This window comes from Lysinibacillus sp. NPDC056959 (genome assembly GCF_042674095.1).
Classification (GTDB): Bacteria; Bacillota; Bacilli; order Bacillales_A; family Planococcaceae; genus Lysinibacillus; species Lysinibacillus zambalensis.
The window spans coordinates 1-13,239 of the sequence record NZ_JBHURE010000003.1; the positions used below are offsets into that span (position 1 = coordinate 1).

Annotated in this window: 15 protein-coding genes and 1 pseudogene; 1 reads left to right on the forward strand and 15 read right to left on the reverse strand. The window is 30.7% G+C overall.

From position 1 onward, the window contains the following. Positions 1–308: 308 nt before the first annotated feature. From ACFTQ7_RS04230 to ACFTQ7_RS04275, 10 genes are all read right to left on the reverse strand, one after another. The gene (locus ACFTQ7_RS04230; protein WP_386827743.1) at positions 309–554 is read right to left on the reverse strand and encodes a toll/interleukin-1 receptor domain-containing protein; all 246 of its coding nucleotides are present in this window, start codon (positions 552–554) and stop codon (positions 309–311) included. A gap of 243 nt (positions 555–797) precedes the next feature. Then, positions 798–2,864: a tetratricopeptide repeat protein gene (locus ACFTQ7_RS04235; RefSeq protein WP_386827482.1), complete on the reverse strand. Its 2,067-nt coding sequence runs from the start codon at positions 2,862–2,864 to the stop codon at positions 798–800. Positions 2,865–2,913: 49 nt separating this feature from the next. Beyond that, positions 2,914–3,486 carry a hypothetical protein gene (locus ACFTQ7_RS04240; RefSeq protein WP_386827483.1) on the reverse strand — a complete coding sequence of 191 codons (573 nt, stop codon included), beginning with the start codon at positions 3,484–3,486 and terminating at the stop codon, positions 2,914–2,916. Positions 3,487–3,570: 84 nt separating this feature from the next. Further along, positions 3,571–3,990: a hypothetical protein gene (locus tag ACFTQ7_RS04245; RefSeq protein ID WP_386827484.1), complete on the reverse strand. Its 420-nt coding sequence runs from the start codon at positions 3,988–3,990 to the stop codon at positions 3,571–3,573. Beyond that, on the reverse strand, positions 3,965–4,213 hold the full coding sequence (locus ACFTQ7_RS04250; RefSeq protein ID WP_386827485.1) for a hypothetical protein: 249 nt from the start codon (positions 4,211–4,213) through the stop codon (positions 3,965–3,967). The genes ACFTQ7_RS04245 and ACFTQ7_RS04250 overlap by 26 nt, the downstream gene beginning before the upstream one ends. A gap of 81 nt (positions 4,214–4,294) precedes the next feature. Continuing rightward, positions 4,295–4,951, reverse strand: coding sequence for an EcsC family protein (locus ACFTQ7_RS04255; RefSeq protein ID WP_386827486.1), 657 nt, complete (start codon positions 4,949–4,951; stop codon positions 4,295–4,297). A 128-nt stretch (positions 4,952–5,079) separates the two neighbouring features. Then, positions 5,080–5,466, reverse strand: coding sequence for an ATPase, T2SS/T4P/T4SS family (locus ACFTQ7_RS04260; RefSeq protein WP_386827487.1), 387 nt, complete (start codon positions 5,464–5,466; stop codon positions 5,080–5,082). A 578-nt stretch (positions 5,467–6,044) separates the two neighbouring features. Further along, positions 6,045–6,314: a hypothetical protein gene (locus ACFTQ7_RS04265; protein ID WP_386827488.1), complete on the reverse strand. Its 270-nt coding sequence runs from the start codon at positions 6,312–6,314 to the stop codon at positions 6,045–6,047. Positions 6,315–6,357: 43 nt separating this feature from the next. Continuing rightward, positions 6,358–6,498, reverse strand: a complete 141-nt coding sequence (locus tag ACFTQ7_RS04270; protein ID WP_386827489.1) for a hypothetical protein — start codon at positions 6,496–6,498, stop codon at positions 6,358–6,360. A 658-nt stretch (positions 6,499–7,156) separates the two neighbouring features. Next, positions 7,157–7,414: a hypothetical protein gene (locus tag ACFTQ7_RS04275; RefSeq protein WP_386827490.1), complete on the reverse strand. Its 258-nt coding sequence runs from the start codon at positions 7,412–7,414 to the stop codon at positions 7,157–7,159. Positions 7,415–7,827: 413 nt separating this feature from the next. Here ACFTQ7_RS04275 and ACFTQ7_RS04280 point away from each other — a divergent pair. Further along, positions 7,828–8,067 (forward strand): annotated as a pseudogene (locus tag ACFTQ7_RS04280) (FtsX-like permease family protein); the annotation flags it as partial. 195 nt (positions 8,068–8,262) lie between these two features. Here ACFTQ7_RS04280 and ACFTQ7_RS04285 read toward each other — a convergent pair. The 5 genes from ACFTQ7_RS04285 to ACFTQ7_RS04305 form a co-directional block, all read right to left on the reverse strand. Beyond that, complete coding sequence (locus ACFTQ7_RS04285; RefSeq protein ID WP_386827491.1) at positions 8,263–9,315, reverse strand: HAMP domain-containing sensor histidine kinase; 1,053 nt, start codon at positions 9,313–9,315, stop codon at positions 8,263–8,265. Beyond that, positions 9,312–9,998 carry a response regulator transcription factor gene (locus tag ACFTQ7_RS04290; protein ID WP_386827492.1) on the reverse strand — a complete coding sequence of 229 codons (687 nt, stop codon included), beginning with the start codon at positions 9,996–9,998 and terminating at the stop codon, positions 9,312–9,314. Before ACFTQ7_RS04290 ends, ACFTQ7_RS04285 begins: the two co-directional genes overlap by 4 nt. Before the next feature lie 40 nt (positions 9,999–10,038). Then, on the reverse strand, positions 10,039–10,596 hold the full coding sequence (locus tag ACFTQ7_RS04295; RefSeq protein WP_386827493.1) for a class I SAM-dependent methyltransferase: 558 nt from the start codon (positions 10,594–10,596) through the stop codon (positions 10,039–10,041). A gap of 183 nt (positions 10,597–10,779) precedes the next feature. Further along, positions 10,780–11,766: a DUF418 domain-containing protein gene (locus tag ACFTQ7_RS04300; RefSeq protein WP_386827494.1), complete on the reverse strand. Its 987-nt coding sequence runs from the start codon at positions 11,764–11,766 to the stop codon at positions 10,780–10,782. Between the two features lie 278 nt (positions 11,767–12,044). Next, the gene (locus ACFTQ7_RS04305) at positions 12,045–12,902 is read right to left on the reverse strand and encodes a metallophosphoesterase (protein WP_386827495.1); all 858 of its coding nucleotides are present in this window, start codon (positions 12,900–12,902) and stop codon (positions 12,045–12,047) included. Positions 12,903–13,239 lie beyond the last annotated feature (337 nt).

Sequence of the window (13,239 nt, forward strand, 5' to 3'; positions counted from 1 at the left end):
TTCTTATTGATTGGTGTAGGAACCTCAATAATACACGATTTCGCGTACGATGTTTTTATTTTTCTAAAGTGTTCAACTTGATTCTACTATTCGCCGATTATTCTTTTTTTTAGCTTTATTATGATTAAAAAATACTTTTAAAACAGACTAACACTATCTCATAACTAGATTTAAAGAGAATCCATTTTGCAAAAAAGTTGAACTGGTTTTATCCAATAGATTTCAGTATAAAGTCTTCAGTCTTCTTAACTTCCTCTTTGTCTATTTTTCAAGGTAAAAAGGAATGTTACAAAAGGGAGCTTTTAGTTTTAGTATATATCTTGAATCCTAACTGGGATTAGCTTTCGTTGTGTCCCTGTTGGATCCGCTCCAAAAGCTGCTGCCCATTCAGGTTGAGTATACAAAGATGCAAGATAATTTTCGAAAATAAGAGCTAGTGTATGGATAGCAAATTTTGCTCCTTTTTGCATTTCAAGGACAAAGTTGTTTCCAGCTTTAAAATCCCAAGGTTGATAAAATGTTTTATAACCTGCCTCTTCTAAAAGGAAAGCAATCCAACTTGCCTATGCTTCATCTTTGTAATTGTAGCTAATAAAAAAATCAAAACTATTTTCACTCATAGTACCTACTCCTTTTACCCTTTAATACCGAAATATATAATTAATAAATTATTAAACATTAGCTGGAAAAACTTAATCTTGTGAGAAAGTCAGGGGATAGTTCTAACCAACAGTTTTACGTTTACAGTGTGTTGGTATTTGGATAAAACCCAGTTACAAGACTAATACCATTAAAGATTAATTATTACTATCTGATTCCATAGCTTTATTAAGCATTTCCTTTGTTATATCATTCTTTAACTTTTTCAATGGTTCCTCCTCAAACTTTTCCAGAGTAACATTAATAATGCCTTCTATTAAGAAATCTTTTTTACTATCTAGGCAGCTAATTAAAACTCCTATTTCCTTCTTTGAATTATAACCATTTAGAAAATTCCTATAACCATCGCTTATCATATCTGTGAAACCTGACATCTGATAATTTCCCACATCTATTGATATAAAAATACGGTCGTTATATTCACGGACTAGAACTTTTATTGATCTAGCCATTGTTGCATTATCATTTGTTAAAATTGAATTATTTTTTATACTGGTAACGCACTTAAGAAATTCTTTTTCATTTTTATACAATTTTCCTACTATAGGTAAAACAGTCTCACTTTTATCAAGATTCATAAGACAGCCTATAAAAATAAAACCTTTATCTTCTGATATATTAATTTCTACACTACCATATGGCATATCCACTCTTATTATATTTTCATCTATTTTTTTATAATGCAGAAATCTTGTTCTATGCCAAGTTATATCAACAATCATATTTGACTGACCATTATTCATTTTAGAAGGTAGTAATTGTTCCTTGTATTCACTTATCCAGTCTGCAAAATAAATAGCCGCTTCTTCTGGTTTCCCTAAATCTAGCAAACATAAAGATATACCCTGTAATGCTTGAAAATTAGTTTTATCATAGTCTAGACATTTTTTAAAATATCTTATGGCATGATTATGTAGCCCTATATCCCTTAAAAGTTCTCCTTTTTTCCCATATGCTTGATACATATGACTATTTAACTCAATTGCTCTGTCTAGATGAAAAATCGCATTTTCTTTCTCTGTAAAATCACTAATATTTAAATGTGCATCTGCAAAAGTATCATCTAATTCTAAGCATTTTCTATAACAAGAATAAGCTTTATCATTATCTTTTCTAAGATAATATATAAATCCTAGATTATAATATATTTCTGCAGTCTCCTTTAATTCTTTTGCTTTATTTAAATATTCCAATGCATTATCAATTTGATTTAATTGTCCTGAGGAAGTTCCCAATATAAAATAGGCTTCATAACTTCTTGGATTTAATTGCAAAATCTTATTACAATAACTAATTGCTTCAGAATAATTATCTAGAACTTCATATAACATCGCACAATTAATTAAAACAACTTCTTCCTGATATAAAACAGCCAGAGAAGAATAAATTTTTAATGCTTTAGAGAAATCTTTTGATTTAATATATTTATCAGCTTCAATAATATGTACTTCTAATTTCTTTAATATTTCTTCTTTATCTCCTCCTAATATTCTCAATATCTCAGAAGGAGTTTTGAATTTGCGATCATAGAACTCATCAAGAACTTTGGTTACAGCAGTTTCAATTCGATATTGATTTATAGTTGCCTCCAAATCTTCCTTATTAAGATAAGCTCTGTCACTTCTCATCTTACTGATTTTAAGTAACATATTATTTAGCAAGTCTTCCTTATTACAACTATAGCTATTTGTATCTAGCCAATAACTATAGTTGGCATATAACGCCATTGGGGCCATATCTTCCGGGATAGGTGCAAAACTGGTAATTAATAACTTTTCATAGTACTTTTCTAATTTTTGTTTTTCTAAAATCTTTTTCAGAGATTCCTCCGCATCAATTTTTTCACTATCATTACGACTAGAATTTTTAATATTTTTCAGCCACATAATGTTTGTCATTAAATTTCTTAGGTCTTCGCTTATGCTGGTACCTATAATTTCGTACATTTTATCCTTTTTAATTTCTATACCTTCTAATAAAGTTTTAGCATAACTGATATTTATATGTTGCCTTTTAACTTGTACACAAACTTCATATGTTTCAAACATTATAGTAAAATCATTAATTGTTTCCACAGATACGCTTTTAAAATCATTCTCTGAGAGATTCATAAACACCGTTGAAAGACAACAGTAATCCTGATATTCAAAGCCCTTTGAAGCGTAACTTCCACCTGTATTTTTCTTACTAAAATATGTGTCCATAATTTCTCCTCACTGTAAACATTCTTATACTTAACTTTGCTATTATTTTCTATCTGAAAATAATCTCTGTAATATCACTGCATTCTTCACATTGCAAGAAAAGTTTTTTGACTATTCCATCTTCACCTGCTTCATCATCAACTATTTCTAACTTCTTGCTAGTACAAGTTTTACATTTGTATTGAGAAATTGGATCAAAAACTTTTTGTCTAATATTTTCATATGCTCCAACCAATGAAGTACATAATGAAACGCATGTAGATACCAAAAAATTTTTATTTACATTATTCAAAATTTCAGACCACTCATCGTAGCTTAAATTAATTACATCTTCTTCATTGTACATTTTCAAAATATCTTCCACTAGCTTATCTTTATCTAATTTCTGATTGGGTTGGACATCTAATTCCAACTTTCTCTTTTCGATATATTCATAAAATTCTTCTTCGCTTTTTGCTTCACTTTCTATTAATTTATTAACACACTTCACTATAATACGCTCTAAAAACAACAAATTGTGTTTCATTTTTTCAAACTCATTTTTAAACATATCTATACCGTTGTGAACAATATCTGTTCTATAGACTTCTGAGAGCTCTCTTAATTTTTTTCCCGTTTTCAAATATGAATCATTACTTGAACATACTATAGCAGCAATTCTTTGCCTTACTTCTGAAAAACCTATATATTCTGGTGAACAAATAACTTATAATGTACTCATTAAGTATACAAACTGCGAATTAGGATCTGGAATATACATAGCTTCATTCAATCTCTTAACTGCTTGTCTAATAGTATTGGAAACATAACTAGGTTTGTTACTATATAGAACACTATATAATGGGTTTTCATCGTAATCACTTACATCTTCTAAATATAGACCCAAGCCCTCTACACTACTTAACTTCTGCATCCTGTATACAAAAGGAATATATTCATCTTTTTCATTAACTAATAAAATACTACTAAAGCCATCTAAACATATCCCTGGATAGCTTGGTAATTTTTCCTGTTCTGTAATATTACATTGCATTATTCTTATTAAATCTAATGTTCTATTTATTTTTTCTGTAATATTATGTGCGAATACTATCATTTGTTCATGAGAACAAATGATCTCTCTCATTAATCTCAGATAATTCAATAAGAGCTAATGTTTTTCCATAATACCAATCTAAATCAAATCCGATTAAATCCGGTAATAATGTATTCTTATTCTTTTCGTAATCATCTCTAATGCTGAGATTATTTAAATATTCTTCTGTAGAAAAAGTAGAAATAAATTGAATATTATTTAAAAGAAAATCTTCGTCTGTTACTAGATTTTTTAAAGGAACTACTATTTTCATTACTCCTTAAATCTCCAATCTTTCATTTAATTATATAGGTGATAATTTATGTTAATTATGGTTAATTGAATAGTTAATTTATCAAATATCTATAATAATTCTTTCACCTGGATCATAATCGCCTTCAATAAATGTTTTTTTAGCAGCTTTTCCTATGGCGTAGGTAGTTGAAGCATCAAATGTTGCACCAATTACACCCCCTAATATTGGAACCATCTTTCCTAAATTAACAGCACCCTTTTCACCAAACTTTGTTACTAATCTAAAGCCAACTTTTTGATTAATCTGTTTTATTGCTTCACCTGGTATTCTTTTAATTTGAGCTTCACCAATCTTGGAAGCAATTTTAATACCACTTTGTTTAACTATCTCGGAAGCGGATTGACCTGTTAAACACGCATATACAAAAGTCTGTACTTGATCATCCTTTAAATCATACCCACGAATATGAGCAATTGCTGCAACCATTCGCATTTGCATATACATTACAGAAGCGAGATTAGCAGGTATGGCTACAGGCATGACAACAATTCCTCCTAACCCTGCTGCAAATCCATTTGCTCCTGCTTTTCCTTGTTGCCAGCGGATTAAGCTATCAATGGCCTTATCTTTATTCGGATGTTTCGATAAATAGCTATTTGAAAGCTCGTACACTGTATCTGAACCAGGTACACCATCTAAAACTTTCTCATACGTCCAGTCAAAAAATTTTTGGACATTCCCTTCATTAAGTCCCATAAGTATTTCCTCCAATATAATTAAGCCCTGTACACATTGATTCTAGTAGATTTGGTAATATAATACTAAAATCATTATAGTACGTCAAAATGGTTTGATTACAAGCTTACTTTTAAGTATAATCTTACCTAAAATAAAAATAAGTATATCTTTGCCGACGCGGCAAAGATATACTTAAAATCACAGATAATTAGGCTTTCTTTTAAAAATACGGAGGGAAGTGTCGAGATACGAAAGGCATATTGATCTTGTTCCATAGCTTTTTGGAAGGAGCCGCTTTGGGGTTTTCGCCGCTCGCTAATATCTAATGCCGCTGAAAATTTATAAAAGGAAATCATTCGTTCCGCAAGATTGTTTGGTAACTCACCTGCTTGGAGTAGCTTATCATATTTGCGAAAATAAATACGGTACCGCTCACTTTCCGGAACTAAAAGTAAATCTGATGCACCGAAATGATAGGCTTTAAGTAAAAGTTGCTCACATTTTCGTTCAACAACCGTTTCAAAATTTTGCATATTCGCACCCCTCTTCTGGTTTATTCGAATATGACCGCTCTATTCGTTATGTCCTAGTATAGATAGGAATTTGCCGGAAGAAAAGCTCTTTTCTTAAATTAAAAATTTGGTATAAAATTTCCTATCAAACATGTTTTTTGCTATAAAAATGTGGATAACGTGCTAATTTGCACTAAATAAGAACATAAACTTAAAAAAGTATCAAAACAGGTTAGAAACGAAGCTACATGCGCAAAATAGCCAACTATCCGAAAAAAATCTCAGATAGTTGGCAATTCGTTGTGCGTACATTTTTATATTTCAAGCTTACTAACGAATCGAGAAGACATTAGAGCCCTTAAATGAGATTACTCCAGTGGAATACCTAAGTCATCTAATAGATTCTAATTCTAATACATCTATAATTTCTCAACTTTCTAAAAATCCCCTTAATTCGTTTTCTTTTTTTAATAAATGTTATGATTGTGGAGCAACAAATTCCTGAAAATCTTTTTTTAACTCTGAAAAATTGATATCATTTAAAATATTAATTTTTGATATAGGTATTGCATCGCCTGTTCTTCCCCTCCCTAAATATTTCAACACCCCTTCAAAACTACCTCTTTTTTCATTATCCACGATATCTGAAATATATTCTGAAGTTCCAAAAATTGGTCCACCAAACTCAATAAAAGCACAAATACTTTTTCTGGTTTTAGAAATATAAATAAAGGCTTTGGTTTTTCTTTTCTGTACTTTTTTCTATATTCATACTTTTTTTCACCATTTATCATTGATAAAAAATATTTTTCTTGAAGGCTCATTAATAAAATAGTATCTTTTTTTTCGATAATATCTTTATTTTTCATAAAAGTTTTACAATCCCTTATTAGATTCTTTAGCGTTTCATTACTAAACATTTAGAATATTTTTCGTTGTAATTCCCCATGAAATAGCATAGATATAGCTAATCGGTATTAATGTCGTGCATACTAACATGACAATGACTACTGATAATATTGTTTCCACAAATGAATAACCAGATTCATTCAACCCTCGATCTCCCTCGTCCTAATGTAATCACAACCTTTTTTTTGCCTTGAGGCGTTTTAAAATAAACAGTCCCTGGCGTCATGACGTTTCCATTATAGTTGTATATAATCGTGTAAATTGAACTCGATGCATAAACTCAACCCCTTTCGGAAAAGGGCGTTCATATAATTCTGTAAAAATATCCTTTTTAATAATGTATCTCTTTGATGAACTCTCAAACTTCATCGAGATATATTCCCTTTGATGCATACTATAAGTTTGGATATATTGGATATCTAATTGAATTTGTGTAAAAAATTGCTCAAGCTCCCTAGTCTACACTGCTTTTAACGAATATTTGACTACAATCGCTGACAAACATAATCACTTTCAATTAAAATTGGGCTACCCACATCATTTAAATATCCCAAAAGAGTGTTAAAATCTTCATCTAAAATCGATTCAATATAAGTTTCCCCAATTAGGTACTTAAAAACAGTACTATGGAAACCGGCACATATTTAGCTTCGGAAAATAGAAGGAAATACGGTACCTTTAGGATTTTGAACTGTCAGTTGCTCCAGTTAAAGGTTATAGTAAAAAATGGATATTCACTATTTCTATTTATATGTCTTTCATTTTATTCTAAAACACAAGGAACAAAAAACAGAAAATTCAATTAAAAATTATACGACGTTAATGATATTTTATTTGTTATGCTAATAGAAAAATCCCCTCCAAATAGGACATGTAATTGACTATAATTATAGTCTTTTTTACACTGTCTACTTAAAGGGGATAATACTTGGACTTCAAAAGTCCTTAGCCCTATTAAATTTTCATTTTTGGAATAATTAGAAGCAGCTAAAGAATTAGTTGGAATTGCTATATTAACTAGTAAAAGCAAGACTAATAAACCAGATATTATTTTTTTCATTTTTGTGATTCTCCTTTTCAAAGTTAATTTATAATTTTCGGTTCGTAAGATCATTTGGTAATTCATCTGCTTTGAGTAACTTATCATATTTTCAAAAATAAATAAGATATCGTACACTTTTTGGAACTAATAATCAATCTGATGCACCGAAATAATAGGCCTTTAGTAAAAGTTACTCACATTTCCGCTTAATAATTGTTTGAAAATTTTGTATATTACTTTCTCTCTTCTAGTTCATTCGAATATGACCGCTCTATTCGTTATTTCCTAGTATAGATAGGAACCTGTCGCAAGAAAAGCCCTTTTCTTAAATTAAAAATTTGCTATAAAATTTCCTATCAAACATGTTTTTTGCTATACAAATGTGGATAACGTGCTAATTTTTAAATGTAATATTCTGTGAATTTAATTTTAAAGACAAGAAAAAAGACTTTGGAATTTTTATGTTACTTTGAATGTCACACTATCAATTGAATAAGTTGATATTTATTGAAAACTTAATAATAGGTATAGCTTCAGGAATAACAATTGGGATAATATTCTCGAAGTTTATTTTAATTATGAGTAACAGTCTGTTACTTATTGAAGAAGGACTCCCATTTTACGTACCCTATTCCCCTTTCCAACAGTGGTTTAACAGGTTTCACTTTCTTCAAAAACTGTTTTTGATGGCACTTTAGGTGAAGTAGAACCTACGAAATTGACTGAATCTAATTAAATATAGAAAAACCCCGAATAGATCCACTTTTTTAAGTGTCTACTATTCAGGGTTCAGTTAACATTACCATAAACATCCGATAAGAAATCTATAGAGGAGAGCTGATTTTACTCAAACTTCCCATAAGCTATTATTCTTTAATGATATATTCAATTGTAAAAGTTAACCAATCCTCTCTATAATCAGCCTTAATTGTTCCGCCATGGAGCTCTATAATTCTTTGAGCGATGGCAAGTCCAATACCAGACCCTCCGTCTTCCTTTCTTGCCTTATCCCCTCGATAAAAGCGTTCAAATAATTTAGTAACGTCTTGTACTGGTAATTTCTCTACTTGATTGGATATAGACAAAATAGCTTTTATGTCAACTACATAAAGATCTACTTTTATAATAGAAGGTTTCATGCTGTATTTGATTACATTCATTAGAAGATTATCATAAACACGCACCATTTTTTCAATATCCATCGATACGTGTATGTCTTCTTCAGGTATTGATTTTTGAATAACCAGACCTTCCTTTTCTAAAATAGGTGTATATTCTCCAATTATTTGTTCGAGTAATCTACCTAATTCAACTTCAGTAAAATTTAATTTTAGATCAGGACTTGTAAGTTTTGTGTATTCAAATAGTTCATTAATAAGTTTCTTAAAATTTTGTGATTTAGAATAAACAGTTTCCAGATACTCATTTAATTGTTCATCATCTCTATATTCTTTTTTTCTCAATAAATCTACATATCCAATGATGGACGTTAGAGGTGTACGCAAATCGTGAGAAATATTTGAAATAAGTTCGTTTTTTGCACTCTCTATTTGCCTCTCATGATTGAATTTATTTTCCAATTCTTTTGACATATAGTTAATATTCGTGGCAAGTTGACTTAACTCATCATTCCCCTTAATTTCAATTGTATTACCCAGTTTTCCGTTTGCAATGGCTTGAACACTATCTGTAATATGCTGAATGTATTTTATTTTTTTTCGTATTATTACTAAAAGACTTATAATAAAAGTTAAAATAACAGCAAGTAACCATAATAAATTAAATAGCGTTACATCATTAGGGTTTTCAAAAAAATATCCCAAAACAGATAGTAAAATGCTACCTATAATTATGACTGAGATCATAAAGCTAATTGCTATTGCTGTAAGGAGTTGAACGCTTAGCTTTTTACTCCTCATATTTTATAACCCACTCCCCAAACGGTTTTGATGTAAATAGGATTTTTCGGATCATCTTCAATTTTGAATCTGATTTTTGTAATATGAACCATCACAGTGTTGTCAGATTTAAAGTAGTTTTCCTGCCAAACAGCATCATATATTTTCTCAATGCTTAGTACAATGCCCTTATTACGGGCTAGAAGTTCAAGGATATCAAATTCTTTGGGTGTAAGCCTTACTTCGCTATTATTAATCCATACTTGGCGAGTGTCTGTATTTATCGTTAAATCACCAATTTTAAATACACTCTTAGTACTTTCTGTTGCAATATTATATTTTTTATACCTTCTGAGCTGAGATTTGACCCTAGCTATTAATTCTAACGGGTTAAACGGTTTGCTTAGATAATCATCTGCACCAGAAGATAAACCTTGAATTTTATCGATATCATCAGATTTAGCTGATAGCATAATGATAGGCATAATACGTTCTTCCCTAATTTTCAAACATGCTTCGATTCCATCCATTTCCGGCATCATAATATCCAAAATAATCAAATCAAAATGATGGACTTCCAATAATTCCAATGCTTCTAGTGCATCGCTCGCCTTGATTGTTTCTAATCCTTCATTTTCTAAATAGATGGAAATTAGATTTCTAATTTCTGGATCATCATCAACAATTAATACCTTTCCATTCAAACCTATTCCCACCCTCTATAAGATCTCCCCAAATGGCATATTAATTACTACAACTGAATACATACGCTAGGGGTATATTTCTGTACTCACGTTTTATATTAATTTGCTTAAAATAGTGACCAATTAAACCTTTCTTCAATAGCGTATATTGGAAAGTAATGAAAATCACATTTTTCCTTAAGAGCTTTTTGGTTTTAATTAAAATAGCACTTGAGGAACTTTTTGGCAAACTTGCAAAAGGAAGGCCAGAAACTACATAATCAATATATGGAATATTAAAGTCCTTTGTATACTTGTCGATTTCCTCAGCTGAATCATTAATAATGATCAAATTCTTTTCGTTCTTATACTCTTCTTTTAATAACGTACAAAATTCTTTATTATTCTCAATCAACATGACTACCGTATGTTGATTTCTATTTTCAATAATCTTATCTGTAAAGACTCCTATACCCGGGCCCAATTCTACTATGTATTTCGCATTATGGAAATCAATACTACCTACCATTTTTTCTGCAAGATAATTTGAACTTGGCAGAACCGCACCTATTTTCCTTGGATTTAATAAATATTGAAAAATAAAACTGAAAGATTTCATGTACACAATCACTCCATAGGTTTGAATTTTTCTACGGCTTTAGAATACATTTCAAACCTAAAGAAACAGTAGGAAAAATACTTAAGAATCCTTAAGATTAATAAAGTACATAGTGATAAGTTTTAATTTCATTTATGCTTTTTACTTTCTTAATTCCCATGGAACCGTTTATATTCGGAGTCATTATTCATGTAAAATACTTCCGTTCTGTTTAATCTTAATCTGTCCGTTCCAAGACAAATTTGTCCAAACTCGAAGTATCGTTTCAAATGGCCCTCGTTTAAATTTCTTTAAATATGCTAAGCTGAAAATACATTGCAAACTGTAAAGAACTATGCCAAATAAAATTCCACCAAAAACGCCTAATTTTCCATGTAATCCTAAACCATATCCATTAAATACAGTCATACAAATAATAGTTTGCATTAGATAATTGGTTAAGGATAGTTTACCGACACTCTCAAACGCAGGTGCTAGCATTTGTACAGGGCGAGTTTTATATAACAAAGCTGCAAGGCAGACATAGCCAATTGAAAGTAGCTGTGAACCAACTACCAGCAACATGTCAGAAAAGTTACTATTTATAAAACTAATACATTTACAAACTAGACCTACAGGAACGAGTAAAGATCCAATCAAATACCATTTCTTTTCATTCTCCATACTTGTAAAAGCTTGTGTTTTCGCCAGACCCATTCCAAATAGTAATAATGGATAAATTAACACAAAAACTTGCGAAAGTAAAAGTAAGATACCAGCCCAAATAAATAATGTTTTTGGCTTGCGATTAATAAATGGGATTAAAAGTAAAATCATAATTCCATAGATTAATAAAAAATCGCCTTTCCATAATAGTGAATGGAGTAAACCTAAAGCAATTAGCCCCGTTGCACGACGAAAGATGGACCATAGACTCTTCTCCTTTTTCTTACGTATAGATTCGATAAGTTTAATAAAAGAGTAACCGAATAAAATAGTGAAGATCGGCATAAATGATCCATCTATAAAAATTTCTAATACGCGGAAATATACATTGTCGATGGCGGATAGATCTTTTACTGCGTCTGAGCGAGACATACCATACTGGAAAATCAACAAATTCGCCATTAAGATGCCAAGTAAACTAAAACCACGCATTGTATCGATGAAGGTAACACGGTTTGTTGACATTGTTTTTACCACTCCCTTAGTTTGAACTTTTCTACGGCTTTAGAATACATTTCAAACCTAAAGAAACAGTAGGAAAAATACTTAAGAATCCTTAAGATTTAGAAAAATACATAGTGATAAGTTTTTTATTTTTCACTTATGATTTTCACTTTCTCAATTACTGTGGAATCACATATACTTCTAATTATGGTTCGAAATAAAAACGAAGCCTAATCGAAATGATTAGGCCTCTTATTTATTCTCCTAGATTAAAAGGAAAGGAACTTTTGCGAGTATCTTCAATTTTTCAATAAAAAAACAGAAAGTTCTGGCTTACTCCAGAAGCGTATAGGCATTCTTGTTGTACCAATACCTCGATTTACATACAACTGTAATGGTTTTGATTTCCCCTTTAATGAATACATGCCTTCTACATATTGTTTTGCTAATGAAGTAGTGATAATAGGGCCAATGAATGGAAGTTGTACTTGTCCTCCATGACTGTGACCAGATACTTGAAAATCAACTGGATAATCAAGGACTTCATCTACTGCATCGGGTTCATGCACTAACAATATGTTAAAGTCCTTCTCTTGTAAGTGTTGAAGGGTATGCTGCACTTTTGGCTTGCCAAGTAAAAAATCATCAAGACCGGAAAACGTAATATAGTCATCATCGCTTGCCTTAATTTTTATAGTTTCATTAACTAAAACTGTAAAACCCGCTTCCTCCATATACTGTTCGTACAAATACCCCCCGCCGCCTCCACGGTCATGATTACCGAACACTGCATATTTTCCAAGAGGTGCGTGAATTTGGGACAAAATAGTTTGTGAGTATTTTATTTCGGAAGTATACTCACGAAACTTGTCAATTAAATCACCTGTAAAGACTACAATATCGGGATTAATTTCATTTATTTGATCGATTAGCATTTTCTGTTGCTTATGAGAAAAATTCGGTCCGAAGTGTGTGTCAGAGAATTGTACAATCTTTACATTTTGAAAACTTTCAGGAATATTAGGATTTTTAATATCAGTCCATGTAATAGACAATGATTTTGTTTCAAAGTGGGACGCGTATAAATAAGTAGCGATTGGAAACATGAAGATTATAAGGGAAATCACACATTTCCACTTAATTTTCTGTTGAAACATCCTTCTTATTAACAGTTTCAAGGGAGCGATTAATTTTACCATTGATAACCTATTTTTTTGTGTGTTTTTCGTATTACCTTTCATATGTCACCTCTATATTTATCATAAAAAACTACAATTTATTAAATGTTGTAGCATCTTATTGTTACAGGAAGTTGTCATTTTGGAGATTTATATAAAAAAGATTCAAAGAATCAATCTCGATTAGCAATTTATTAACAAACTAAAATTGCTATCTCTCCCCTTGCGAATACCCCTCGTTAAACTCTGCTCATTTGTCACTTTCACGTAACATTGGTTCAGTAGTATATATAACGAGGTGATAATATGAGAGAAA